The sequence below is a fragment of the Paenibacillus sp. BR2-3 genome (assembly GCF_046529485.1).
Classification (GTDB): domain Bacteria; phylum Bacillota; class Bacilli; order Paenibacillales; family Paenibacillaceae; genus Paenibacillus_AQ.
Genome location: NZ_CP126311.1, coordinates 594,536 through 620,014, shown reverse-complemented (window position 1 = coordinate 620,014; position 25,479 = coordinate 594,536). Strand labels below are relative to the sequence as shown.

22 protein-coding genes and 1 riboswitch are annotated in these 25,479 nt (G+C 51.9%); of the genes, 1 reads left to right on the top strand and 21 read right to left on the bottom strand.

The features are described 5' to 3' along the window. Positions 1-6 precede the first annotated feature (6 nt). The 3 genes from PaeBR_RS03005 to PaeBR_RS02995 all read right to left on the bottom strand — a co-directional run bounded on the left by PaeBR_RS03005 (position 7) and on the right by PaeBR_RS02995 (position 2,078). Complete coding sequence (locus PaeBR_RS03005) at positions 7-783, bottom strand: DODA-type extradiol aromatic ring-opening family dioxygenase (RefSeq protein ID WP_410513438.1); 777 nt, start codon at positions 781-783, stop codon at positions 7-9. 86 nt (positions 784-869) lie between these two features. Further along, positions 870-1,700, bottom strand: a complete 831-nt coding sequence (locus PaeBR_RS03000; RefSeq protein WP_410513437.1) for an alpha/beta hydrolase family protein — start codon at positions 1,698-1,700, stop codon at positions 870-872. Between the two features lie 150 nt (positions 1,701-1,850). Beyond that, positions 1,851-2,078 carry a hypothetical protein gene (locus PaeBR_RS02995; RefSeq protein ID WP_410513436.1) on the bottom strand — a complete coding sequence of 76 codons (228 nt, stop codon included), beginning with the start codon at positions 2,076-2,078 and terminating at the stop codon, positions 1,851-1,853. 180 nt (positions 2,079-2,258) lie between these two features. Between PaeBR_RS02995 and PaeBR_RS02990 the strand changes: the two genes are divergently transcribed. Next, complete coding sequence (locus PaeBR_RS02990) at positions 2,259-2,921, top strand: DUF1129 family protein (RefSeq protein ID WP_410513435.1); 663 nt, start codon at positions 2,259-2,261, stop codon at positions 2,919-2,921. A 3-nt stretch (positions 2,922-2,924) separates the two neighbouring features. Here PaeBR_RS02990 and ilvA read toward each other — a convergent pair whose 3' ends face one another. The 18 genes from ilvA to PaeBR_RS02900 all read right to left on the bottom strand — a co-directional run bounded on the left by ilvA (position 2,925) and on the right by PaeBR_RS02900 (position 25,445). After that, a complete protein-coding gene (gene ilvA / locus PaeBR_RS02985; RefSeq protein ID WP_410513434.1) occupies positions 2,925-4,187 on the bottom strand; it encodes a threonine ammonia-lyase IlvA in 1,263 nt (420 codons plus the stop codon). Between the two features lie 146 nt (positions 4,188-4,333). Further along, a complete protein-coding gene (locus PaeBR_RS02980) occupies positions 4,334-6,478 on the bottom strand; it encodes a methyl-accepting chemotaxis protein (protein ID WP_410513433.1) in 2,145 nt (714 codons plus the stop codon). A gap of 328 nt (positions 6,479-6,806) precedes the next feature. Beyond that, positions 6,807-8,126, bottom strand: coding sequence for an SEC-C metal-binding domain-containing protein (locus tag PaeBR_RS02975; protein WP_410513432.1), 1,320 nt, complete (start codon positions 8,124-8,126; stop codon positions 6,807-6,809). A gap of 237 nt (positions 8,127-8,363) precedes the next feature. After that, positions 8,364-9,629, bottom strand: coding sequence for a phosphoribosylamine--glycine ligase (gene purD, locus PaeBR_RS02970; RefSeq protein WP_410513431.1), 1,266 nt, complete (start codon positions 9,627-9,629; stop codon positions 8,364-8,366). A gap of 23 nt (positions 9,630-9,652) precedes the next feature. Continuing rightward, on the bottom strand, positions 9,653-11,200 hold the full coding sequence (gene purH, locus PaeBR_RS02965; protein WP_410513430.1) for a bifunctional phosphoribosylaminoimidazolecarboxamide formyltransferase/IMP cyclohydrolase: 1,548 nt from the start codon (positions 11,198-11,200) through the stop codon (positions 9,653-9,655). 222 nt (positions 11,201-11,422) lie between these two features. After that, positions 11,423-12,040, bottom strand: coding sequence for a phosphoribosylglycinamide formyltransferase (gene purN / locus PaeBR_RS02960; protein ID WP_410513429.1), 618 nt, complete (start codon positions 12,038-12,040; stop codon positions 11,423-11,425). Next, a complete protein-coding gene (purM, locus tag PaeBR_RS02955; RefSeq protein ID WP_410513428.1) occupies positions 12,040-13,080 on the bottom strand; it encodes a phosphoribosylformylglycinamidine cyclo-ligase in 1,041 nt (346 codons plus the stop codon). Before purM ends, purN begins: the two co-directional genes overlap by 1 nt. Before the next feature lie 494 nt (positions 13,081-13,574). After that, positions 13,575-15,071 carry an amidophosphoribosyltransferase gene (gene purF, locus PaeBR_RS02950; RefSeq protein ID WP_410513427.1) on the bottom strand — a complete coding sequence of 499 codons (1,497 nt, stop codon included), beginning with the start codon at positions 15,069-15,071 and terminating at the stop codon, positions 13,575-13,577. Next, positions 15,056-17,302 carry a phosphoribosylformylglycinamidine synthase subunit PurL gene (gene purL, locus PaeBR_RS02945; protein WP_410513426.1) on the bottom strand — a complete coding sequence of 749 codons (2,247 nt, stop codon included), beginning with the start codon at positions 17,300-17,302 and terminating at the stop codon, positions 15,056-15,058. The genes purF and purL overlap by 16 nt, the downstream gene beginning before the upstream one ends. Then, on the bottom strand, positions 17,280-17,969 hold the full coding sequence (gene purQ / locus PaeBR_RS02940) for a phosphoribosylformylglycinamidine synthase subunit PurQ (RefSeq protein WP_410513425.1): 690 nt from the start codon (positions 17,967-17,969) through the stop codon (positions 17,280-17,282). Before purQ ends, purL begins: the two co-directional genes overlap by 23 nt. 5 nt (positions 17,970-17,974) lie before the next feature. Next, positions 17,975-18,220 carry a phosphoribosylformylglycinamidine synthase subunit PurS gene (gene purS / locus PaeBR_RS02935; RefSeq protein ID WP_410513424.1) on the bottom strand — a complete coding sequence of 82 codons (246 nt, stop codon included), beginning with the start codon at positions 18,218-18,220 and terminating at the stop codon, positions 17,975-17,977. Between the two features lie 357 nt (positions 18,221-18,577). Then, positions 18,578-19,468, bottom strand: a complete 891-nt coding sequence (locus tag PaeBR_RS02930) for a phosphoribosylaminoimidazolesuccinocarboxamide synthase (protein ID WP_410513423.1) — start codon at positions 19,466-19,468, stop codon at positions 18,578-18,580. A gap of 376 nt (positions 19,469-19,844) precedes the next feature. Beyond that, on the bottom strand, positions 19,845-21,140 hold the full coding sequence (purB, locus tag PaeBR_RS02925) for an adenylosuccinate lyase (RefSeq protein ID WP_410513422.1): 1,296 nt from the start codon (positions 21,138-21,140) through the stop codon (positions 19,845-19,847). A 6-nt stretch (positions 21,141-21,146) separates the two neighbouring features. Continuing rightward, complete coding sequence (gene purK, locus PaeBR_RS02920; protein ID WP_410513421.1) at positions 21,147-22,346, bottom strand: 5-(carboxyamino)imidazole ribonucleotide synthase; 1,200 nt, start codon at positions 22,344-22,346, stop codon at positions 21,147-21,149. Then, entirely contained in the window at positions 22,343-22,828 is a 486-nt protein-coding gene (gene purE, locus PaeBR_RS02915) for a 5-(carboxyamino)imidazole ribonucleotide mutase (protein WP_410513420.1), read from the bottom strand. Before purE ends, purK begins: the two co-directional genes overlap by 4 nt. Before the next feature lie 238 nt (positions 22,829-23,066). Next, a riboswitch (purine riboswitch) is annotated at positions 23,067-23,168 on the bottom strand. 208 nt (positions 23,169-23,376) lie between these two features. Next, positions 23,377-23,811, bottom strand: coding sequence for a universal stress protein (locus tag PaeBR_RS02910; RefSeq protein WP_410513419.1), 435 nt, complete (start codon positions 23,809-23,811; stop codon positions 23,377-23,379). A 51-nt stretch (positions 23,812-23,862) separates the two neighbouring features. Next, positions 23,863-24,126: a DUF1294 domain-containing protein gene (locus PaeBR_RS02905; RefSeq protein ID WP_410513418.1), complete on the bottom strand. Its 264-nt coding sequence runs from the start codon at positions 24,124-24,126 to the stop codon at positions 23,863-23,865. Positions 24,127-24,239: 113 nt separating this feature from the next. Beyond that, positions 24,240-25,445, bottom strand: a complete 1,206-nt coding sequence (locus tag PaeBR_RS02900; protein WP_410513417.1) for an MFS transporter — start codon at positions 25,443-25,445, stop codon at positions 24,240-24,242. Positions 25,446-25,479 lie beyond the last annotated feature (34 nt).

Below are 25,479 nucleotides of genomic sequence, written 5' to 3'. Positions count from 1 at the left end.
ATCAAGTTAATCCAGCATCCAGCAGTTCAGACTCAGTGTTCCGTATTGATAGGCCTGAATCATAAGCTGCGCCCGTCTTCCTTCATCCGCTGTCCCCATGGCATAGAAGAGCGGTACGAAATGTTCTCTACCGTAAGAAGGGACCGCTTCACGGACATGCGGGGCTTTCTTATCGTAGGCGAACAGAGCGGATAAATCCCATGCCTCCAAGGCCTTTGCAATCCATGCATCGAAGTCCAGTGCCCACTCCTCGGGCTGATCCTTTTCACTCAGCAGCCTCAAGTTGTGAACTAGTCCGCCGCTGCCAATGAACAATATGCCTTCGTCCCGCAGCGGGGATAACATGCGCCCGATCTCATACTGCTCTTTGGGGGAACGGAGCGAGTCAACGGATAAAGCCACAACCGGAATATCGGCGTCCGGGAACATTTTACTCAAAATAACCCAAACTCCATGATCCAGTCCCCGCCCAAGCACAGGTTGGTGAGCAAGATTATTGTGCTTGAACATTTCGCAAATCCTGCGGCTAAGAAGAGGATCACCCGGCGCCGGATAGGTCAGTCTGTACATTTCATCAGGAAATCCGTAGAAATCATGCAGTGCCTCATGCTGTCCATCCACCGAAACCAGCTGCTGTGGGCTATCCCAATGAGCAGAGAATACAACAATACCGCGGGGCGATGGAAGATCTTGACCAAGCCTCGTAAGAAAACGGGTATATTCGTTATCCTCTAGGGCAAGCAGCGGGGAACCATGCGCGATAAAAAAAGACGGTAATTTCATAGGGTGCCAACCTCCATAACCCATTTTATGGCCTGCATCTATATTTTACCGTTTCTTTTCCATTATTGCGAGTGGAGGACAGGCCTTTAAATCATCCAATTTTGCCACTCCTGCTGCAGATGCTCCTGGTGGTTCATCCATTCCCTTGTCCGCTTGAGCACCTGCTCTTGCGCCACCCCTGAAGAGAAGGTATGATCGCCCTGAAAGATGATTTCTTTGTCGCATCGTCCCTCAAGACGGGTCCAGAACAGCTTCTGATACAGAAAAGCATAATCCACTGGAATAACGTCATCGGAAGTTCCGTGAACAACCAGCACATCGCCGCTAAATTTACCGGCTTCCTGGAACGGCTGGAATGCAGCCAGGGAATTGAAATAGACAGGTGTAAAGGCGTAACCCGCATGGTCAGCCGAGCCACTCTTCACCGCTGTGTCGTACGCCTCCCGCCCCACAATTTTGACGATATCATTGAAGGGATAGCCTACGGCAGACCACAGCACGAGATTCTTCACACGCCGGTCCCGGACTCCTGTCAACAAGGCAACCGCGCCGCCCAAACTGTGACCGATAAGCGTCACACGGGTGGGATCCACATCTCCGGCACTGAGTCCGTAGTCCAGCACCGCCTTGGTCTGGGCGATCATAGACTCCATATCCTCGCTGCCATAGTTACCTGTGCTCTCTCCGCAGCCCGCATAATCAAAACGGATGACCATATATCCATCCTGGGCCAGCTCGCGTGCAGCTTTAACAAAGATACGGTCCACACCGATCCGGCTGCCCACAAAGCCGTGGCAAATTACAGCTAAAGGCACGCGGTCTTTGCAGCGCCCCGATGATCCTTTATCTTTTGCCGGATAATGTATGCTTGCTGTCAGCTCTTCATGGTTGTGCCGAATTACAATTGCCCGTTCCATTGCCGATTCCCCCTTGCTTAAAATTATAATTATTCCGATTAAATTAGTAAGGATTATATTCTCATCTTATATGTTTATAACGATTATTGTCAATACAAAAGACCCCTTTCGTTCACATGGAACAAAAGAGGTCATCTTCCTGCACTGAACCTAATCGTAGCTTCTATGAAACATTTCATGTGTCTTCTGTCTGCCTTCCCATTCCTTCAGCCACTCTTCCGGACTCCCGGGAGCACATTCCCATAACCCCGATTCGTTCATGCCTTCTGTAGCGTCGGACTCCTCAACTGAACTGCCGGGTTCCTCAACGGGATCGCCTTCGGCGAAATCAGGAGTGAAGCCGTCACCGGCGAATGTACCCTTTCCCTCATACTCCATGATGGATCCTGCCTCTCTGATAGCTGCTGCTAATTTGTGACACTCTCCTTTTAGTGTTCACTTTTCAGGCAAGTTTATGCATTAGCAGAGCTTGTCCTTGCACAGGTCTGTCAGGCAACCGTATACTCGTATAAAGACTGTAATATTTGATTAACGATACTGGAGGTTTACTCTTACACTATGAAAGTAAAAGATATGATTAAGGAAAACAACATCCTGCGGGAGCAAATGACACCGTTCAACAGGTCTTATATGGAAGATATAATTATATCCATGCGGGCAAGCCGTGTCGACTCTCTGCGGGCCGAAGAGCTTCTGCTGGAAGCGGCACAACAGCTGCTGCAGGCGCAAAAAAAAGGCAAGAATGCAAAGCAAATCTTCGGTGACGATCCGGCTGGTTATTTCAAGGAAGTTATGGAGAATGCACCTGCACCTCCTGTCCGCAGTAAACTCAATTACTACCTCATGATCCCTTGGACAGCGCTCACCTGCTTATTTGGTCTCCTGGCCATAGCCGGACTAATCTCACAATGGAGCACCGGATCACCCGGTATGTTCGGCCAGATCAGTCTGTTCACGCTAATTGCGGTTGGCGCGGGATCCATTGTACTCATTGAGTTGATCATGAGATGGCTGTCATCCTTGTCCGACACGGACGCTCCCCAAATCGGGAAATTCGAATTCAAGGCTCTCGGCATCTATATTGGTATTGCTGTGGTCATTGTATTTGCCGGTTTGTACCTGAGCCGCCTATTTCCGCTCATCCCGCTATCAACCGGGGCCAGTCTGTCCATATTCTGCGCCGGAATGCTCGGACTAAAATTCTTTTTTATGAAAAAGTAGAAACTAAATAAGCATATTGAACAAGTTCAGATCCTTGTTAATCTCCAGATAACTTACGCCTTTCTGCTCCATCCGTTCGATAAGCGGAGCGTACGCTTCCTTGGAGAGCAGCTCGATGCCCACCAGAGCGGGGCCGTTCTCCTTGTCGTTCTTCTTCGTGTATTCGAATCGGGTGATATCATCATCGGGTCCAAGCACATCGGAGAGGAATTCACGCAAAGCGCCCGCCCGCTGCGGGAAGTTGACCATGAAGTAATGCTTCAGGCCTTCATAAATGAGCGACCGTTCCTTGATCTCCTGCATCCGGTCAATATCGTTATTGCCGCCGCTGACGATGCAGACGACCGTTTTGCCGGCAATCTGCTCCCGGTACATGTCCAGTGCCGCTATCGGCAGAGCGCCTGCGGGTTCCACAACAATCGCATTCTCGTTATACAGCTCGAGAATTGTTGTGCAGGCCTTGCCCTCCGGTACTTTGACAACGTCATCCAGATGTCGTGAGCAAATATCGAAGGTGAGTCCGCCAACGCGTTTTACCGCTGCGCCATCCACAAATTTGTTGATTTCCTCAAGCGTAACCACTTCTCCGCGCCGCAGCGCTTCACTCATGGAGGCCGCGCCCAGCGGCTCCACACCAATCACCTTTGTCGAAGGACTCACTGTTTTCACATAAGTGGCCACCCCGGCCGCCAGACCGCCTCCGCCAATCGTTACAAATACGTAATCGGCCGGATTATCGAGGCTTTCCATGACCTCCATTGCAATCGTGCCGTTTCCGGCGATGATTTTGGCCTCATCAAACGGATGAATCAGCGTCATGCCATGATCAATGCAAGCCTGCAGCGCTTCCTCGTAGGCGTCATCGAAGGTATCACCTTTTAGAATAACCTCAACATACTCCCCGCCAAATCGCCGTACCTGCTTCACTTTCTGGTTCGGTGTGGTGCTTGGCATATAGACTTTACCGTTAATTCCAAGTGCCTTGCATGAGTAAGCTACACCTTGTGCATGATTTCCTGCACTTGCGCAGACAATTCCTTTCTCCCGGTCCTCTGCGGACAGGCTGCGAATCATATGATAAGCGCCGCGTATTTTGAATGAACGAACGATCTGCAGGTCTTCACGCTTCAAATATACATTGCAATTGTACTTGGCCGACAGCACCGCGTCCCGCTGTAGCGGAGTCCGGACTATAACCTCCCGCAGCATATGATGCGCACGTACAATATCTTCCATCCCTACAATCCGGTCTTCGCCTTCTCTCATGAACTCTCGCCTCACTGTGTTTATTTTCGCTTCTTGTAACATACTCTTCCGGGGGCATTTTTTCAAGCTTGCCATCTCAGTTCAACACAAAAACCGGCCATGGCAGCTTGCAATGCCCAGGACCGGCTGTATAGGACTCTTTAATTCTAAGCTTTAAACCGGGATACCGTCTCCAGCAGCTTAGCCGTACTGCTTTTGATTTCTTCCATCTCTGTTACGATACTGCCGGACTGTTTGATAATATGCTCTGCCTTAACGGCAATGCTGCCTGCACCTTCCGCTCCCTCGCTCGTGGCAATGGTTGTCTCGCTAATCGCGTTCAGCATATTTTGAATGGATGCCAGAAGTTCCTCTGATGTCGCGCTGAAATCTGTTACTAAATCATCTACATATTTGGCATCCTCGCTGTATTGGCGGCCGGTTTCCTGCATCGCATCGTAATCTTTAAGCACTTGCCGGTCCACGAACCGCAGAATGCTTTCCGCACCCTCCACCAGGTTCGCGACAGCCCCGACAACCGACTTCGTCACCTCCTGGATTTCGGATACGGTATCACGCGAGTTCTCGGCCAGTTTGCGGATTTCGTCAGCAACCACCGCAAAGCCTCTGCCGGCTTCCCCGGCCCGGGCCGCTTCAATGGAAGCGTTCAGCGACAACAGATTCGTCTGAGAGGCAATGTCCAGAATCGCCCCTGACAATGCAGTGATCTTGGCTATAGACTTCGACTGCTCAATCGCACCGCGCAGCTTCGCTTCGCTCTGCCCGTACATTTCATCCGCCTGCTGCCGGGATTGAATGGCGCCTTCTTTGAGACGTTCAGCACGCTCGTTAATCTCCCTGGCGGATTGAGCGCCTTCCTGTGCTTTCCTGGCAATGCTTTCTATCGCATTCTCGATTTCGATCGTACTGGCATTCATCTCCTGCATGGAAGCCGCCGTCTGCTCCATGCCTGCCGACAATTCTTCAGTAGTTGCAGATACATCGGTAATACTTTCGTCGAGTGCGAACACATTTTTCTCCGTATTTTCCACCGAACCTGAAATACTGTTTGAATTAGTCATAATCTCTCTGATTAGATTCTGCTGTGAAGATATCATATCGTTGAAGCCTTCAGCCAGTACAGCAATTTCTCCCTTGGACGTCACCTTCGCCCGTACCGACAGATCACCGGTCATTGCCGTACGGAAGGATTCCGTTAGAATGGGTATCTGCTTCAATATGCTGTTGGATAAAAAGTACAGGAGGACACCCATAATGATAATAGAGGCCAAAATTGAGATTACAAAAATAGTCTGGAACAATCTCAGCGAACTTTCCGCATCTCCGGCAGGCACAATAAGTGCAATCGCCCACTGATTATCCACCGCAGGGGCATAGGATACATAGTTGGAATGACCGTCCAAATCCGTTTTGACTACATTATTGCCCCATTGCACCATGGTTTCTCCGATAGCCTTCCAGTCTTCACCGAGATCACTCATCTTTTGCAGCAAAACATAATCACTGTTCGGGTGATAGATAAACGTTCCCGTCTTATCAATCAGTGTTGCAAACCCGCTGCCTTTGTAGTTAAAGGCGCTGAGCGCCTGCGTAATCTCCTCGGTTGAAATATCCGCACTCGCGACGCCGATCAGCTTACCGCTATCATCCAGAATCGGTGCGCTGAGACTGACAACCATTTTGCCTGAACCCGCATCAATATAAGGATCTGTTACCGTGAGGCGTTTATTCTGGGCCGTAATTGCATACCAGCTGCGTTCTTTCATATTGTAGTCAGCCGGAGGCTCGAACTCATCCTGGGTGATCACCTTGTTGACGGAATCAATACCTATGTACACATTAAGCAAATTCTTATTATTATTCTTGATCAAATTCAGTGTTCGAATCAGTTCGCTATAGCCGGAGGAAGTCTTAACCGTCTCCGCGGAGCTTACCCCTGTGATAAAATCGCGGACATAGGCATTGGCGTTCAGCAGCTCCACACTATCGGAAGCAGGTTGAAGCAGCTGATGAACCTTAGTAGCAATCTGCCCCTTCTCATACGTCAGAGAACTGTTCAAATCTTCAATGATGATCTTCTTGGCATTGCTGTAAATAACAATGGATACTACCATAAAAATAAAAACTACAGACAAAATTACGGACAAAAACAGCTTGCCGCGAATACCCATATTGGAAATGGAATGGACAGCCTTCTGCGGCCGGAACTCCTTAATGGATTGCATCATCTTCTGAAGCCTCGACCTGAGTTCGGACTTCATCTTCTCTTTGTCAAACTTTCCTTGTGTCATAGGGGTCCCCGCCTTTAATAAAATATAGGCAACAAAATGCGTTACCATGAAAATTTTCGTTCATTTTCGACTTATTTCTGCAAAATATGCCTTTATCCCTTTAATGTTTCACTTCGACATGTGAATTAACTGTGTCTATGCCAGGTTTTTTCAGAAAAACACACTATTAAATATACTTTTTTTCTGTAAAAAGCCGCTTCTCTTCTTATTTTATCGGAACCAGTAAAGGTGAATGTTATATCATGTTAGATTTCCTCCCAAAAAAGGATAAGCAAAAAGGCGCAGGAGAAAAATCTCCTACACCTTGTATATTTACGGGTGTGACCTATTATTGCTTAAGCATCCACTTCAGCAGATCCGGCAGACTCGCCCATAGGCGTGAATGCATAATCACGTACTCGACAGCTTCGTTGGTATCGCCCATACCGATGAAATCAGGCAGGTTGTGTGGCAGCCTTTTTCCGCCCAGAAGGTAGTCCGGCACATGCTTGTTCACGTTCCGCGCAACACGGTACAGCATTTTTAGCTGGGAGGTAATTCCGTTCCGTTTGTATTCCAGCACAATCCGGTCATAGGCAAAAGCAGCCGCAGCATCATCCTTGCCGTACTTTTTCAGCAGGCGGTCCGCATCATTCAGGCGGTTGGTATACAAATACACTGCCGCCAGCAGGTAGCGCGCGCCTGTATTATCGCCAGGGTTAAGCTCCAGAATGTGCTCAAGGGTTTTAGCCGCTTCATCGCCATTACCGCCAAACCAGCAGGACTCTGCATAGCTTTTGCAAATTCGGATATAAGGCCGGGTCTCGGTAAGTCCCCAGAAATACCCCTTATTCTGTTCAAAAAAGGAATCGCCCAGCTCACGCTCTCCGGCGTCCATACCAGCCTTCAGAAAAGCCCGTGCTTCATGCTCATTCTCTGCCTCTTCGGCCAGAATCAGGTAGGCATCGGAGCTGTCAGGATAAATCTCCAGTACCGCTTCAGCCAGTTGAACACGCCGCTTAGGGGAAGCTTCCTCTCCCGCTTTAAGCAAGAGCTGCTGTTCCTTCTCCTTGGCGCTGCCTGACCCAGTGATTATGGAGAGAAGCTCAGCCTGCTCATCGCCCATTCCATGCTGCTCTACATAGCCAAGAAGTTCCTTGAAATTGCGCGATACGGTTGCTGTCGTTACTTCATATTTCTGTGCCAGATCGGTCTGCGTAATGAGGAATCCGTATTCTTCAGACAGCAAGTACTCGATTGCCGCGCAGTAGGAGCCCATTTTCTTCACAGCAGGCTTGGCATGGAGTGAATAACCGTTCCAGAGCCGCAGTGCCTCAGCAATAAGCTCCTTCTCATATGCATATCTCATGCTCTCTATAAGATGCAGCGCCAGCTGCTCATGCGCCGGGCTGTCCCAATTCATGTCCTTGGAAACCATTTTTCTAAGCTTGGCCAATGTAAGCTTGCCTTCGGAACGCTCCGCACTTTGCGGCGCTGCCGGTTCAGTTATAACTTCTTCATAGATCTCTGACTCATGGGCTGCAGCTTCCTCAGCAGTTACAAGCCGCAGCAAAGATTCCATCATGGAAGATTCCTTGCCGAGGCAGCATTTTTTATATTTTTTCCCGCTTCCGCATGGGCATAAATCATTTCTTCCGACCTTTAACAAAACTTATTCCCCCTTAAATCTATGACTAACCGTAATACTTCAACGCACCGCAGGACCTTTGCAGGGACATCGAAAGCCTTCTAAAATCTTTAAAAAGGCCTTTCCATGATCGGAAAGGCCTTTTATCTGTATATATCCGCACATTTTCCCCCGTACGTTTTGTAGTATAACACTTCTTATACTACTTGTCAGTCCCTTTTTAGGACTTAATACTAAAAAAATTCCGGTTCTTTGTCCTTACACCAGAGCTTTCGCAGCAATGTCACTCCGATTCTGCTTTCCTGCAAAAGTAATACCGGCAGCACTGTCATAGGCGGCAGACCGCGCTTCGGCGATATTCCTGCCCATTCCAACCACACCGAGCACCCGTCCGCCGTTCGTAATCCATTGGCCCTTCTCATCACGCGCCGTTCCTGCGTGGAAGATGAGTTCATCCTCACTCTCTGTAAGGCCGGAAATAGGTACGCCTTTGGGATATGGGCCGGGATAACCTCCCGAAGCCAGCACCACGCACACAGCCGCCTCGTCGCTCCACTGGATATCGATATCTGCCAGTCTTCCCTCTACTACAGCCAGGAATATCTCCAGCAGATCGCTTTTCAGTCTCGGAAGTACCACCTGAGTCTCCGGATCGCCGAAGCGGGCATTGAACTCAATCGTTTTGGGCTTTCCGTCCGGGGAAATCATCAATCCGGCGAACAGCACGCCGCTGAAAGGCCGGCCTTCGGCCACCATGGCCTTCGCAGTCGGGATAATAATCGTCTCCACCGCTTCATGAATAATGGAATCGTCGATATGCGGCAGCGGGGAATACGTACCCATTCCGCCTGTATTAGGTCCTTTGTCACCATCAAACACAGGCTTATGATCCTGGGCGGCGGCCATCGGACGCACGGTCTCCCCGTCCACAAAGGCCAGAATCGACATTTCCTGTCCCGCCAGGAACTCCTCAATGACAACCTGTGAGCCGGCATCTCCGAACACCTTGGCTACCATAATATCACGCAATGCCTGCTCTGCTTCTTCACGCGAATAGGCTACCGTAACGCCTTTGCCAGCTGCCAGACCGTCCGCCTTGATGACGATGGGCAGCGGCTGTTCACACAAGTAGGAAAGAGCCGCTTCATAGTTGCTGAATTTCTGATAAGCTGCTGTCGGAATATTGTATTTGTGCAGCAGATCCTTCATAAAGGTTTTGCTGCCTTCGATCTCAGCCGCATTGCGGCGCGGCCCGAACACAGGGATGCCCTGCTCTTCAAAAGCATCCACAATGCCCGCCGCCAGCGGATCATCCGGCCCGATTACGACAAGGCCAACCTGCTTCTCCTTCGCAAAAGCCGTTAACCGGTCGAACTCGAATACACCGATCGGCACGCATTCCGCAAGCGTCGCAATCCCGGCGTTGCCGGGTGCGCAATAGATTTTACCTGCTTTGGCGCTTTTGGACAGGCTCCAGATAATCGCATGCTCCCGGCCGCCGCCGCCAACCACTAAAATATCCATAAGAATAAGATCCTCCCAGCGTTCTAGTGTTTAAAATGGCGGACGCCGGTGAAGACCATAGCAATGCCATACTCATTAGCAACCTTGATTGATTCTTCGTCCTTAATGGAGCCGCCCGGCTGAATAACAGCCGTGATGCCTGCCTTAGCAGCCATTTCAAGCGTATCGCCCATCGGGAAAAATGCATCCGACGCAAGAACTGCCCCCTTCGCCTTGTCTCCAGCCTGTTCAATGGCGATTTTGGCTGCGCCGACCCGGTTCATTTGGCCCGCACCCACTCCCACCGTCATATCCTCTGCAGCAAGCACAATGGCGTTAGACTTCACATGCTTAACAACCTTCCAGCCGAAGAGCAGCTGCTTCAGCTCCTCCTCCGTCGGCTTGCGGTCTGTTACCACCTGTAGCTCCTCCGGATTCACGGAATGCACATCGCTTTCCTGTACGACCATGCCGCCATCAATGGAGGTGACCACAAAGCTGCTTTGACGCGCTGATGCCGCACTGAGATTGCCGATTTTGAGCAACCGGATATTCTTCTTCTTCGTCAGAATTTCCAGCGCTTCCTCCGTGAAGCCCGGTGCGAGCACGATTTCCAGGAAAATATCTTTCAACAGATTAGCTGTATCGGCATCGACGATCCGGTTTGCCGCTACAATACCCCCGAAGATTGAGGTTGGATCAGCGTTATAAGCTTTTTGGTAAGCTTCATACACGCTGGCGCCTACACCTACGCCGCAAGGATTCATATGCTTGACTGCCACCACAGCCGGTTCTTCAAATTCCTTGACGATTTGCAGCGCCGCGTTGGCATCATTGATGTTGTTGTAAGACAGCTCTTTGCCGTGCAGCTGCTCAGCAGCCGTCAGCGTGTCTTGAGCAGCCAGCGGCTTGCGGTAAAAAGCAGCCTTTTGATGCGGATTCTCGCCATAGCGGAGATCCTGGATTTTCTCGTAAGTCACCGTATAGCGCTCCGGCAAGGGCTCGCCGGTAACGTTAGCCAAATAATCGGAAATGAGGGCGTCGTATGCCGCCGTATGACGGAATACTTTTGCCGCAAGCCGTTTGCGGGTTTCAAGGGTGGTATCCCCTCCTGCGCGTACTTCTTCAAGCACTGCAGAATAGTCGTTAGCATCCACGACCACACTCACGAACGCGTGGTTTTTCGCAGCAGAACGAAGCATCGTCGGTCCGCCGATATCAATGTTCTCAATGGCTTCCTCGTACGATACATCCGGTTTGGCGATCGTCTCCGCGAACGGGTACAAGTTAACCACGACAAGGTCGATATAGTCCAATCCCAGCTCCGTCATTTGCCGTGTGTGCTCCTCGTTGTCACGAACTGCCAGCAGTCCGCTGTGTACAGCGGGATGCAGCGTTTTGACGCGTCCGTCCATAATTTCCGGAAAGCCTGTCACATCGGAAATACCGATGACCGGCACGCCTTCTTTTGCCAGAAGTGTGCTTGTTCCGCCTGTGGAGATGATTTCTACGCCCAATGCAGACAGCTCGCGGCAAAAATCCACGATTCCCTGTTTATCCGATACGCTGACCAGCGCTCTTTTGATACTCACTTTGAATTGTCCTCCTCCGGGATACTTGCGGTTTATTGTGGTGAAGCCTAATTGTTTGAAATATAACTCTCGAGTTGGAAATGTTCCCGTTAATCCAGCCCGATTCTGACTTTTTGGTCAAAATGATCGATATAGATGGAGATTTTCCAGTCCTGATCATGCGACATCTGTAGACGCCTGTGCAATATTTCCCGAGAAATATCGGAAATGGCCGGGACTGTTTTACGAATGTCGAATAATCGTCTTTCTGCCGTCCAGCTCAATCCTTCCGGAAGCCAATGCGCCGACCACTTCGGGATACAGCCCGTACTCCACCATGTGAATTCGTTCCGCCAGGGAACCGGCAGTGTCATTGTCTTCGACAACAACGCTGCGCTGTGCAATTACCGGACCGGTATCCATGCCTCCGTCGACAAAATGCACCGTCACTCCCGTCAGCTTCACCCCATAGTCCAGCGCTTGGCCAATCGCATCCTTGCCCGCAAAAGCCGGCAGAAGCGAGGGGTGAATGTTGATAATCCGTCCGGCGTATGGCGTCAACAGCACCGGTGTAATGAGCCGCATATAACCAGCCAGCACAATCAGCCCTATTTCCCGGCGCTGCAGCTCGGCCACAATTTCTGCTTCATAGAGCTCACGGCTTGCAAAATCCTTCGGCCTCAGCAGGAGGGTAGAGATCCCCGCTTCCTCCGCACGCTGCGCCACAGGCGCTTCCGGCTTGTCGGATACAAGCAGATCAATGCTTCCGGGGCCAAGCCGGCCCGCTCTCTGCGCTTCCACCAGTGCAGCGAAATTACTGCCCTGCCCGGAGGCAAAAACAGCGATTCGACTCCACTGCATCACACTTCAGCTCCAGTAAAGGTAACCTTGCGTTCCCCTTCCGTCACTTTGCCGATCAGATATGCCTCTTCCCCGCCAGCTTTCAGCAGCTCTAGCGCACGCTCTCCATCAGCAGCATCCACCACCAGCACAAGACCGATTCCCATGTTAAAGGTGGTAAACATATCACGGTTGCTTACGTTTCCTTTATTTTGGAGCAAACCGAAGATCGGCAAAATCGGCCATGAGCCGTAATTGATCTCCACATCGACACCCTCCGGCAGCACACGCGGGATGTTCTCGATGAACCCGCCGCCGGTAATATGAGCCATCCCCTTCACAGGAAGCTGCTCCAGCAGTGCCAGCAGCGGCTTTACATAAATCTTGGTTGGTGCAAGCAGCACATCTACAAGCGGGGCTCCAAGTTCAGGCACCACATCGTTCAGTTCATAACCATCTTCCTCCAGCAAAAGCTTGCGCACCAGCGAGAAGCCGTTGCTGTGAACACCACTGGAAGCAAGGCCAATTACCATATCCCCCGGTGCAATGTTCGCTCCGGTGACCAGCTTAGCTTTGTCGGCTACGCCAACCGTAAACCCGGCGATATCATACTCGCCCGCCGAATACATGCCCGGCATTTCCGCTGTCTCGCCACCGATCAGCGCGCATCCTGCCTGGTGGCAGCCCTCTGCAATTCCGGCTACAATAGCCTCGATTTTCTCCGGCACGACCTTGTCGCAGGCCAGATAATCAAGAAAAAACAGCGGCTCCGCGCCTTGTACGACAATGTCGTTCACGCACATGGCCACCGCATCGATACCAATCGTGTCGTGGCGGTCAGCCGCGAATGCGATTTTCAGCTTGGTGCCCACGCCATCGGTTCCCGATACCAGCACCGGCTCCTCATACTTGTCCTTATTGAGACCGAACAGCGCTCCGAATCCGCCCAGCTCTGTCATTACCTCCGGACGATAGGTGCGCTTCACGTGCTTCTTCATGCGTTCTACCGCTTCGTTTCCAGCCGCAATATCCACTCCGGCATTTTTATAAGCTTCCGACACTATTGGACACCTCACATTTATAATTTTTGCGCGTTTGCGGGGGTGCGGTGGATTGATGGTGGTTTAGGGGGAGTCATTACGATAAATGTTGGACTTCCGATCGCTGTTATGCTCGAATTTCCTGAATTTATTACCGCTATGCGGTTGAAATTCGAGCATAAAGGCGAACGCTGGCGCTTCTCCAGTTCCAAAATTCCTCTCCATGACTCCCGCAACCACCAGGTCAAACCAACTGCAAGCCGCAATTCGCGCTTGCCCCAAGGCAGCAACCCCTCGGCCGCGGCTTCGCCGGCGGCCTCTCCCCCTAACAGCGCAATACCAACACATACAACAAGGAACCTAAAAAACAGGTACCTTAGCCCCAAAACCTTAAACCCCAAGACCTTAAACCCCAAAACCTTAAACCCAGGCTCTGGGTGGCCGGAGGGCGGAGCCCTCCGGGATCACCCGACGCGAGGAAAGATAACAGACCTAGACGGGATAATGATAGCTGCTTAACAGCTGCAGCCATCCTTCTCTTCCCCGCCAAAATCAACCTGGGTCGGGTAATCATTATCAAAGCAGGACAGGCATAGTCCGCCTTTGTAATCGCCGCTGTTATTGCCGCCGATAGAGCCGATTAATCCTTCCGGTGACAGAAAAGCCAAAGAATCGGCGTTGATCTCTATTCGCATTTCCTCTATCGTTTGGTAAGAGGCGATTAATTCGCGGCGGTCCGGCGTATCGATGCCGTAGAAGCAAGGATTCTTGAATGGCGGCGAGGTAATCCGCACGTGCACCTCTACAGCTCCGGCCTCACGCAGCAGATTGACGATCCGGCGCGAAGTCGTGCCTCGCACAATGGAATCGTCGATCATAACGACACGCTGGCCTTCAACCACGCGGCGCACGGCGCTCAGCTTCATCTTCACACCCTGCTCGCGCAGCTCCTGGCTTGGCTGGATGAACGTCCGGCCCGTGTACTTGTTCTTGATTAGTCCAAGCTCGTAAGGAATGCCTGTCTGCTCCGCATACCCGATGGCCGCCGAAATACTGGAATCCGGCACGCCGGTTACAATGTCAGCATCGACAAAAGCCTCAAGCGCCATCCGGCTGCCCATCCGCTTGCGGGCGGAGTGCAGGTTGGAGCCGTTCAGATCACTGTCGGGACGCGCGAAGTAGATATACTCCATCGCACACAGCGCCTTGCGCTGCGGTTCGGTGAACCGGTCCTCCAGCAGACCGTCTTTATCCAGCACGAGCAGCTCGCCCGGCTCAATATCGCGCACAAACTCTGCGCCAATAGTCTCCAGCGCACAGGACTCCGAAGCAAATACATAAGCTTCGCCGACACGTCCCATAACGATTGGACGCAGACCGTGTGAATCGGATGCGACCAGCAGCTTGTCATTTGTCATCAGCAGAAAAGCGAAGCCCCCAACCAGTTGACGCAGCGCATCCTTGGCCGCTTCGACAAAATCCTTCGGTGAACGCGCAATCAGATGCGCAAGCACCTCGGTATCGCTTGTTGTCTGGAAAATCGAGCCGCTTTGCTCCAGTTGCTTACGGATCAATGGCTCGTTAACAATATTGCCGTTCGTGGCTATCGCCAGATCGCCGTCACGGTATTTGAACACAAGCGGCTGCGCATTGGTTAATCTGCTGTCACCGCTGGTGGAGTAGCGCACATGTCCGATGGACATATCTCCGATCAGGGAGGCGATTTTGTCTTTATCGAATACTTCCTTGACCAGACCCATGCCGCGGTGGTAGTTGAAATCGCGTCCGTCTGCAACACAGATACCCGCGCTTTCTTCTCCACGATGCTGCAGGGCGTGCAAACCATAATAAGACATAGAAGCAGCCTCCGGGTGTCCGAAGACCCCGAAGACACCGCATTCTTCTTTTAACGTATCAAAAATATCTCCCGAGCCCGTTCCTTCGTTGTAAAAGTCGCCGGTCCACAGGAGGGGGGCCGCCTGCTTGTTCCCGGTCTTTATTTCATAAGACATGGAATGGCATCCTCCCAAATGAATTTTAATTCTGCTACAGGCTCATCCAAAACGGCCGCGCCGTCCAGATTCACCCGCAGTCTGTCTCCGCCTACGGTTCCGATGATTTCCACCGGCACGCCAGCGGCAACCATAGCTGCTTTCAACTCTTCTGCCCGATCTGGTGCTGCTGTCAGCACAATACGGGATTGGCTCTCGCTGAACAATGCCACATCAGGGCGCAGTCCGTTCGCAGAAAGCTCTACATCCGCACCCACACCGCCACTTATACAGCTTTCCGCCAGCGCTGCTGCCAGCCCGCCTTCGGACAGGTCATGCGCCGAGCGTACGAGACCGCCTTGGATGGAAGCAAGAACAGCGTCCAAAAGCTTCCGTTCTGTTGCCAGATCCAAAGCCGGAGGACGTCCTTCCGTTACCCCATGCACGGCATATTGGAATTCACTGCCGCCCAGCTCTGCCTTCGTCACGCCAAGCAGCAGGATGGCATCGCCCTCTTGCTTGAAGGCCTGGGTCGTAATATGATCCGTATCTTCCACAAGACCTACCATGCCGACAACCGGTGTCGGATAGATCGCGCCGGAGGCATTTTCATTATAAAGACTGACATTCCCGCCGATAACAGGCGTATCCAGCACGCGGCAGGCTTCGGCCATACCGTCCACCGCACGTTCCATTTGCCAGAAAATATCCGGCTTCTCCGGGCTGCCAAAGTTCAGGTTATCCGTAATCGCCAACGGCTGTGCACCGGAGCAGACAATGTTGCGTGCCGCTTCGCTGACCGCAATACGTCCGCCGACTTCAGGGTCAAGGTAGACATAACGGCCGTTGCAGTCCGTTGTCATCGCGAGACCTTTTCGTGTACCCTGGATCGTAACCACCGCCGCATCCGAACCCGGACGAACTGCTGTGCTGGTGCGAACCATGTAGTCGTACTGGTTATAGACCCATGCCTTGCTGGCTACGGTTGGGGAACCGAGAACAGTACGAAGCGCGCCGCCCAGATCCGTAACTTCCTCATAACGCAGCGTATCTACCCCTGCATTTTCTTCATAGTAAGCTGGAACTGCAGATGGCTTGTCATACACCGGACACTCATCCACCAGCGCATTTACCGGCATATCGCCGACAACCTCACCGTGATGGAACAGCTTCAGGCGTCCGTCATCCGTCACCTTGCCTACTTTGCAGCAAATGACACCCCAGCGGTCAAAAATCTCCTGGGCCTGCGCCTCATCCTTAGGCTCTACTACGAAGAGCATCCGCTCTTGGGATTCAGAGAGCATCATTTCGTAAGGGGTCATTCCATCTTCACGCTGCGGCACCTGGTCCAGATACAGCTCCAGTCCATTGCCCGCCTTGCTGGCCATCTCGGCACTGGAACAGGTCAGACCTGCTGCGCCCATATCCTGAATACCCACTACGATGCCGCTGTCGATCAGCTCCAGGCAGGATTCCATAACGAGCTTCTCCATAAAAGGATCGCCCACCTGAACGGCGGACCGTTTAGCTTCGGTTTCTTCACTCAGTTCTACCGAGGCAAAAGTCGCGCCGTGAATGCCATCACGTCCGGTAGGTGGTCCTACGTAAAAGACCGGATTGCCTACCCCTTTAGCGACACCGCGCTGAATTTTATCATGATCGATCAAGCCGATGCACATAGCATTGACGAGCGGATTGCCGTCATAGCTGTCATCGAACATGATTTCGCCGCCCACGGTTGGAATCCCGATACAGTTACCATACCCCGCGATACCGGACACTACATGCTCGAACAAATATTTTACCCGGTCGCTCTCAAGCTTCCCGAAACGCAGGGAATTAAGCAGTGCTACAGGTCTTGCTCCCATGGAGAAAATATCACGAATGATACCGCCCACGCCTGTTGCTGCACCTTGATATGGCTCAACCGCCGACGGATGGTTGTGGCTCTCTATTTTGAAAACAACCGCTTGGTTGTCACCAATATCTACAATACCCGCACCTTCGCCAGGTCCCATCAGGACACGCGGCCCGGTGACCGGGAAACGCCGCAGCAGCGGCTTCGAATTCTTGTAAGCACAATGCTCGGACCACATGACACTAAATACGCCGATTTCCGTATAGTTCGGCCGCCGTCCCATGAACGACGTGATCAGCTCGTATTCGCTGTCCGACACGCCGAATTGGCTGTAGATTTTTTGCTCCGCGATTTGATCTGCGGTCGGTTCCTTAACGGATACTTGCTGCGCCATGACGATCCCTCCATGTCTTCAGTATGGATGTAAACATCCGCTTGCCGTCTTCCGAGCCGAGCAGACTGTTAACCGCACGCTCCGGGTGAGGCATCATGCCGACTACGTTGCCCTGTACGTTGCTGACACCCGCAATATCGGCCACAGAGCCGTTAGGATTGTCGCTGTATGTGAACACGATCTGATTGTTGGCTTGCAGTTCTGCTAAAGTCTCTTCATCACAATAATAGTTGCCCTCACCGTGGGCGATTGGAATGACAATCTCTTCACCCTTGGCATAATCGGTTGTAAACGGAGTCTCATTATTAACTACCTTAAGTACTGTATCATGGCAGCGGAACTTCATCGACATGTTGCGGCGGAGTGCGCCTGGCAGCAATCCTGCTTCAGTCAAAATCTGGAAGCCGTTGCAGATACCGAGCACGAATTTGCCCTGTTCAGCCGCTTTGGCAACCTCAGCCATCACCGGAGCAAATTGGGAAATCGCCCCGCAGCGCAGATAATCTCCATAGGAGAAACCGCCTGGAACCAGAATGCAATCATACGCAGACAAGTCCGTCGCCGTGTGCCACACATAATCAACCGGTTCGCCGAGGCTGTCCTCTACCGCCTTGTAGCAGTCAATATCACAGTTGGAGCCGGGAAAGACAAGTACAGCAAATTTCATGATGTTTAGTCCTCCAATTCGTATCGGTAATCCTCGATCACCGTGTTGGCCAGCAGCTTTTCACACATTTCCTTAAGGCGTCCTTCCGCTTCAGCGCGGTTGTCCGTATCCAAAGTCATCTCCATATACTTGCCGATGCGCAAGCTTTCGACTTCCTGAAAGCCTACCGAATGCAGCGCCCCTTGAACCGCTACACCCTGGGGATCGAGCACGCTTTTTTTAATCGTTACATACACTGTCGCTTTTAACATACGTTTGTAGTTCCTCCTAAAAAGTTTTATGAGCATACCTTCCTGAAACCACTGTTACAAAAGCTCATTTTGAAAGCATACGCTTAAATTCCTGCCCGTGAGCGGACACTCTATTTGGTAAAATGCCGGTTAACGAATAAATGCCGTTTAGCTGCACAAAGTGCAACTAAAACTCCCGTTTTTGCAGCAATTTTGATTTAGTTGTATTCCGTGCAGCTATATTCCCGCGAATCAGCCGAAAACAGCTCCCTGCTCGGTTTTAGTTGTACAAAATACACTTAAAGTCCAATTAACGACTTTTCTGACCTCAATAGCTGAACAAACTGCAATTAAGATCAAAATAGCATGTGAGTTGAGTTACAAAGACTTACCGGTAAGGCGATGATAAATGTCCAGATACCGGCGTGTGGTTTCCTCTACTACCTCAAGGGGCAGCGGGTGGGGCGTGCTATTTTTATCCCAATCCGATGCAGAAAGGTAGGTCCGAACCGGCTCCTTATCCATGCTGTCAATCTCGATGTCGAGAGCGTATTTGTCCTTGGCCCAGAAGCGTGAAGCATCCGGCGTAAAAATCTCGTCGATCAGAATCACCTTGCCGTCCAGCAGACCGAACTCGAATTTGCAGTCCGCAAGAATGATGCCCCGCTCGGCGCAGTATTCTCTGGCAAAAGCGAACAGCTTCAGGCTTTTCTCCTTCAGCTCCAGCGCAAGCTCCGCACCGATCAGCTCCTGCATCTTCTCAAACGGGATATCCTCATCATGGCCTACATCGTTTTTAGCCGCCGGGGTAAAGATCGGCTGTGACAGCAGCGCGTTTTTGCGCAAGTCTACAGGAAGCTTAATGCCATTTACACTGCCTGTCTCTTCATATTGCCGCCAGCCGCCGCCAGTTATACAGCCGCGCACAACGCATTCAATATCAATCCGCTCAGCTTTGCGTACGACCATAACACGGTTCTTAAGAGCTTCCCTGTCTACAACGACGTCTCCGAGCTGATCCACATCGATATGCACCACATGATTCTCTATCAAATCCTTCGTCTGTCCGAACCAAAAAGCGCTCAGCCGGTTAAGCACATTCCCCTTCTCCGGGACTGCCGGTTCCAGTACATAATCGAATGCGGATATCCGATCCGTGACCACGATCAGTACATGTTCCCCCAAATCGTAAAGCTCACGAACCTTACCTTTATAAAGAAGCGGCGCATTGATGAGTTCCACGGCTGTGGATACTGCCGGTGATGTCATGACCTTTCCTCCCTTGAACTAATGATCTCTATTAATTTCTGCGTAAAAGCCGCTCCAAGTGCGGATTATTCTTTTTAGCGGAGATGAAGATTGTAATAAGCTCTTGGTTATTTGGGCCACTGCGAGAAATATTTGGACTTCCGATCGCTGTTATCCTCAGATTTCTTTAATTGAACCGATTTTATCGGTTGAAATCCGAGGATAAAGGCGAACGCTAACGCTTCTCCAGTTCCAAAATTTCTCTTCGTTTCTCTTTTACCAAAAACCCCTATTCCAACCTTTCAATTGACGCTTCTCCAGAACAATTCCGCCCTTTCCGCTACTCTCCGCTTATCTTTTATCGCTTTCCTTACTTCACCAATTACTTACCCATTTTTTAGATAAGTTCCAGCTTACGGAAAATAGTATCCACATGCTTCAGGTGCCAGGAAGGATTGAACGCGTCCTCGATCTCTTCCGCGCTGAGCACGTTAGTAATTTCAGGTGTAGCATCAACGATGTCACGGAACTGGATTTGCTCCTCCCAAGCCTGCATGGCGCGCGGCTGGACGGTATCGTAGGCTTGCTCACGGCTAAGGCCTTTGTCGATCAGCTTGGTCAGGATTCGTCCGGAGAACGGCACGCCGAACGTGCGGTTCATGTTGCGCTTCATATTTTCCGGGAATACCGTCAGGTTCTTCACAATGTTGCCGAAACGGTTCAGCATATAGTTGAGCAGCATGGTCGCATCCGGCAGGATAATCCGTTCCACTGAAGAGTGCGAAATATCTCGTTCATGCCACAGCGGGACGTTCTCATAGGCCGTCACCATGTGGCCGCGAATGACGCGCGACAGGCCGGAAATGTTCTCACAGCCGATCGGGTTACGTTTATGGGGCATAGCAGACGAGCCTTTTTGTCCCTTGGCAAAAGCTTCTTCCACCTCGCGGATCTCGCTCTTTTGCAGGGCGCGGATCTCTGTGGCGAACTTGTCCAGCGAAGTGGCGACCAAAGCAAGTGCTGCCATATATTCGGCGTGACGGTCACGCTGCAGTGTCTGTGTAGAAATCGGAGCAGGGCTTGTACCCAGCTTGCGGCACACGAACTCTTCCACGAATGGGTCGATGTTGGCGTAAGTGCCGACCGCGCCGGAGATTTTACCAAACTGCACGCCGTTCGCAGCATGACGGAAACGCTCCAGATTCCGTTTCATTTCCTCGTACCACAGGGCCATTTTCAGTCCAAAAGTCGTTGGCTCGGCATGCACGCCATGTGTCCGGCCCATCATCGGAGTATCTTTGTACGCTACTGCTTTATCTTTTAAAATTTCAATAAAGTTGACAATGTCCTTCTCCAGAATCTCATTCGCCTGACGAAGCAGGTATCCAAGCGCCGTATCTACCACGTCTGTGGAAGTAAGTCCGTAATGCACCCATTTGCGTTCTGCTCCAAGGCTCTCTGAAACCGCACGGGTAAAAGCGATCACATCATGGCGCGTTTCCTGCTCAATCTCATCAATGCGCGCGATATCGAATTTGGCATCCTTGCGCAGCTTGGCGGCGTCTTCCTGCGGGATGACTCCCAGCTCCGCCCACGCTTCGCACGCACAAAGTTCAACTTCGAGCCACGCGTTGAATTTATTTTCTTCGGTCCAAATGGCCCGCATCTCAGGTCTGCTGTAACGTTCAATCATGGTTTGTCAGTTCCTCCAAAGGTTAGTTTGCTCTACCCAGGACAATCCGTCTCCGGTATCCTTGCACAGCAGGTTGATATGGCCCATTTTGCGGCCTGTTTTGCTCTCAGTCTTGCCATATATATGAAGCTTGGGTGCAATACCCAGCCTGTTTGCTTCTTCATCTGCTCTACAGAAGCGCTCAACGGCTCCATCCAGATGCTGCCCCAGAACATTCACCATGACCACGGGGGTCAGCAGCGAGGTATCGCCCAGAGGCAAATTGCAGATGGCCCGCACATGCTGCTCGAACTGCGAGGTGACGCAGGCGTCCATCGTATAATGACCCGAGTTGTGCGGACGGGGTGCCAGCTCATTGACGAACAGCTCTCCATCCTCCGTAACAAACATTTCCACCGCCAAAAGCCCAACAGCGTTAAGCCCGTCTATCAAAGTCTCGGCCAACCGGCACGCTCTTTGCTGTATCTCCTCCGGCACCCGGGCGGGGACAATCGATAGATGTAAAATATTATTCACATGAATGTTCTCCGCCGGAGGGAAGCTCTTAACCTCCCCGGATGCACTCCTTGCGGCAATGACAGATATTTCACATTGAAAAGAAATGAATTTCTCAAGCACCAGCTCGGGCAAAATAACAGCCGATGAATCCGGCACCAGCTGCCGGAAGGCTGCTTCCAGCTCTTCCGCTTGCCGGATGACGGCTTGTCCCTTGCCGTCATAGCCCCCTGTGGCTGTCTTCAGCACGCAGGGCAGCCCCAGCTCGGCAGCCGCGCCCTCAAGCTCCGCAAGGCTGCCCACCTTCCGGTACGGGGCGACCGGGACGCCCGCCGCCCGGATGGCGGCTTTCTCGCGCAGCCGATGCTGCGTCGTATACAGCAGCGCGCTGCCCTGCGGCACGTACGATTCCTCCGCCAGCAGGGCGGCTACGCCCGCGTCGACGTTCTCGAACTCGTACGTGATGACGTCCGAGCGCTGTGCAAGCTGCCGCGCTGCGTCCCGGTCGTTGTACGCCGCGATGATCTGCGGCGCCACCTGCCCGCAGGGCGCATCCGGCGCGGGGTCCAGCGCCACGAAGCGGTAGCCCATGGCGCTGCCGGCCTGCGCCATCATGCGCCCGAGCTGACCGCCGCCCAGCATGCCGATCGTCGAACCGGGCGCCAGTGTCCGGGGTGTGTCCCCGGCCAGCTTCAGCTCCTCCCGGCTCATAGGCTGTCGCTGCTTTCCAGCACTTCATCGCGGGTCGCATCACGCCGCTGCTGCACCCGGCTCTGCACCTCAGGATCAAAGGCCCCGATGATCTGCGCGGCCAGCAGGCCCGCATTGACGGCCCCAGCGCGGCCAATCGCCACGGTTGCCACCGGAATGCCTCCCGGCATTTGCACGATGGAGAGCAGCGAATCCAGGCCGTTCAGCGCCTTTGATTGTACAGGCACACCGATAACCGGCAAAATCGTCTTCGCTGCCACCATACCCGGCAAATGCGCTGCCCCGCCCGCTCCTGCGATAATAACACGGATGCCCCGGCCCGCCGCTTCCTCCGCATAGCGGAACATGAGATCCGGTGTACGATGTGCGGATACTACCTTTTTCTCATAGGATAAGCCCAGCTCCTCCAGCACCGCACAAGCATGCTCCATCGTTTCCCAATCCGATTTACTGCCCATGATGACAGCCACCTGCACAGACATGATTCGACCTACCTTCTGTTCACTGAATTTATATTTTAATCGTTCTAGCTTATATCCACTCGCTTAGTTTTCCCTAAATCCGACAAAAAAAGCCCGATTTCCAGACGCATTCTGCTGCGGGAGGATCGGACTACTAAGGAATTAGGAGAGAGCCTGCACTCATACCGGTTAACCCGGCGGATCAAGCGCGGAAAAGCGAACAGTTCTACAACCCGATTCCCGGGCGGCGCTGTCGCAATTGTTCATCCTATCTCCTCGTAGTCCGGAAATTTACGGTTCCCGGGTAGAAACTTCCGGGCCTTATCCCCGGTTTTATACGAGCTGCTCATAGCTTTAGTTTAACAATGCCCTACACTCCATGTCAACTTAAACACGAACATTGTCAAATACTCTCTATAAAATGTTCGCTTTTTGGCACCTTCAAATTCTTAATAATGCCTTATAACCGGACGAAAAAGTTTGATCTGCGCAGTTCGATTATATTGACCAAGCCCTCTCTAAAGAAAAAAAGGGAACGCCGTCAGCGTCCCTCTTCTAAATAATCTATACTATTTCACAACCAGCACCGGAATACGGGCACTCTGCACTACGTTATGACTTACGCTGCCCAGAACAAACTCACGAATCCCGCCGAGTCCCCGGCTGCCGATAACAATTACATCCACATCTTGCTGCTTGGCATATTTTAAAATAACCTCAGCAGGCGAACCCTGCAGAAGCTCTACTTCAGCATTAAGCCCTTCAGCCTTCAAACGGCCTTTCACTTCCTCCGTCGTCTGCACTGCCAAATCATAGTAGTCCTTGTTCACTGAAGCCGGCAGAGGCGCGAGAGCTTCCCCGATAAAAAACCGTGGGAATTCAAATGCGTGTACGACATGAAGCGTAGAATCCGGCGTTACCTTAGCCAGCTCGATCGCGCGCTCCAATGCCTGATTGGAAGCCTTAGAACCGTCATAGGCGAGCAAAATTTTAGAGAATAACATATACGCCACCTCTTTTTTGGTTTTGTCTTGCAATAATAATTATAAGGGCCATCATCTTAAGAAATAGCTGTAGAGCAGGACATTCAGCAGCAGCAGCAGCGGAATTCCGATCCTGAAGGATGTATGCCTCGTCTTGTGGCGCTTGCGGTACATGGCGATCAGCACACCCAGCGCCCCGCCCATGGCCGCCAGCACAAACAGTGTCTTCTCCGGCACACGTTCCCGCCTTCTTCGGGCTTTGTTCTTGTCCTCGGACATGACCACATACCCGATAATATTGGTAACCACGAACCATAGCATCACAACCTTGACCATTCCTTCCGGCCCCTCCTCCTTGCATCCCATCTACTTCATATTATATTACCTTTTCTGGCAAAAAACCAATTATCCTTACATTAGATGACCCTTATTCACGCTTACATCCCGTATTATTTATTCGGATCCTTTATCCAAAACCACGACAAAACAGCAGCGAGTGCAGCCGCGATTCCTCCCAGCCAAAAGCCACCTGTCAAGCCGTATACAGAGCTCATCCAGCCCGCCACAAACGGTCCGCCCGACATCCCTATCGCGTATACCGCCTGGTAGAAGCCCATGGCCGTCGCCCGTTTAAAAGGAGCCACACCCGATACCGATTTACCCAGAAGCAGCGGAAAAATCAATCCCTGCATAAAGCCGTTTCCCAGCTGTGTCGCACATAACGCGCCAAGAGTCGTCATCGACGGAATAAGCAGCGTGAACAACGCACTCCCGGCAAAACCAAGAATAAGCGTCCCCCGATCCCCCAGCAGTTTTCCAAAAAAACGCGATCCATACAGCGTCGCAACCGCATGGGGAACCATAAAGGCCAGCGTAAGCCAGCCGAGACTTTCTTTGCTTGCGCCGATATTCAGCGCCTGATTCGGGGTATAACCGAACATCGTAATAAATAGTACACAGTGTGCGAGCACAGACAGCAGCGATACCCGTACCAGCAGCGGTTCCTTCATTACAGCGGTAAGATCCTTAATCTGTATCGCACTCTCGCGTTTCCCGGGTCTTTGTTCAGGCAGGCGCAGGGCAAGCAACAGTGCCCCAAAGGCAACGATTCCTCCGATAAAAAAAGGTGCACTCCAGCCCCAGTGTTCCACCATATAACCGCTGATCATCATGCTCGTGAGCTGTGCGATTACTGTAGTGAACTGCAGCATACCCATTGCTCTTCCCGCTTCCTCTTTTGGAAAATACCCCGCGAACATCACCGAGTACACCACCCATGCAGAAGCGGCAATTCCGGATACGGCACGAGCGGCCAGCGCCCACCCCGGCTGTAAGCCCCACATAAAAAGGAAAGAGCTCACCCCGCTGGCGATCAGACCCAGAAAAATAAACGGCCGCCGCCGGTTGATATAATCCGAGCCGATACCGATAGGCAAACGAAATAATATTTGCATGAGTCCATAAACGCCGAGCACCATGCCCACCATAATATACGAGGCTCCCAAATGCTCCACATAAGGCGAAAGCACCGGAACATAAATATATGAAGAGAACCAGAACAGAAAGACAATAACCAAAAAGAAGAAACGGCTGCTTCCCTTACTCTCTGAGGTTTCAACCGCTTTTACCTGACCCGCTTGCTGTTGCACCGCCACAAAATCACCCGCCCCATTCATACAGACTCTTTTA

Excerpts from the sequence above, each read along its gene's own strand:
- purL (WP_410513426.1), bottom strand. The coding sequence starts at position 17,302 with ATGGCGCAGCAAGTATCCGTTAAGGAACCGACCGCAGATCAAATCGCG.
- PaeBR_RS03005 (WP_410513438.1), bottom strand. The coding sequence starts at position 783 with ATGAAATTACCGTCTTTTTTTATCGCGCATGGTTCCCCGCTGCTTGCC.
- PaeBR_RS02995 (WP_410513436.1), bottom strand. The coding sequence starts at position 2,078 with ATGGAGTATGAGGGAAAGGGTACATTCGCCGGTGACGGCTTCACTCCT.
- PaeBR_RS02990 (WP_410513435.1), top strand. The coding sequence starts at position 2,259 with ATGAAAGTAAAAGATATGATTAAGGAAAACAACATCCTGCGGGAGCAA.
- purD (WP_410513431.1), bottom strand. The coding sequence starts at position 9,629 with ATGGATATTTTAGTGGTTGGCGGCGGCGGCCGGGAGCATGCGATTATC.
- purE (WP_410513420.1), bottom strand. The coding sequence starts at position 22,828 with ATGTCTGTGCAGGTGGCTGTCATCATGGGCAGTAAATCGGATTGGGAA.
- PaeBR_RS02910 (WP_410513419.1), bottom strand. The coding sequence starts at position 23,811 with ATGTTATTCTCTAAAATTTTGCTCGCCTATGACGGTTCTAAGGCTTCC.
- purK (WP_410513421.1), bottom strand. The coding sequence starts at position 22,346 with ATGAGCCGGGAGGAGCTGAAGCTGGCCGGGGACACACCCCGGACACTG.
- purB (WP_410513422.1), bottom strand. The coding sequence starts at position 21,140 with ATGATTGAACGTTACAGCAGACCTGAGATGCGGGCCATTTGGACCGAA.
- PaeBR_RS03000 (WP_410513437.1), bottom strand. The coding sequence starts at position 1,700 with ATGGAACGGGCAATTGTAATTCGGCACAACCATGAAGAGCTGACAGCA.
- ilvA (WP_410513434.1), bottom strand. The coding sequence starts at position 4,187 with ATGAGAGAAGGCGAAGACCGGATTGTAGGGATGGAAGATATTGTACGT.
- purQ (WP_410513425.1), bottom strand. The coding sequence starts at position 17,969 with ATGAAATTTGCTGTACTTGTCTTTCCCGGCTCCAACTGTGATATTGAC.
- purN (WP_410513429.1), bottom strand. The coding sequence starts at position 12,040 with ATGCAGTGGAGTCGAATCGCTGTTTTTGCCTCCGGGCAGGGCAGTAAT.
- PaeBR_RS02980 (WP_410513433.1), bottom strand. The coding sequence starts at position 6,478 with ATGACACAAGGAAAGTTTGACAAAGAGAAGATGAAGTCCGAACTCAGG.
- purS (WP_410513424.1), bottom strand. The coding sequence starts at position 18,220 with ATGTTAAAAGCGACAGTGTATGTAACGATTAAAAAAAGCGTGCTCGAT.
- purF (WP_410513427.1), bottom strand. The coding sequence starts at position 15,071 with ATGTCTTATGAAATAAAGACCGGGAACAAGCAGGCGGCCCCCCTCCTG.
- PaeBR_RS02905 (WP_410513418.1), bottom strand. The coding sequence starts at position 24,126 with ATGGTCAAGGTTGTGATGCTATGGTTCGTGGTTACCAATATTATCGGG.
- PaeBR_RS02930 (WP_410513423.1), bottom strand. The coding sequence starts at position 19,468 with ATGACATCACCGGCAGTATCCACAGCCGTGGAACTCATCAATGCGCCG.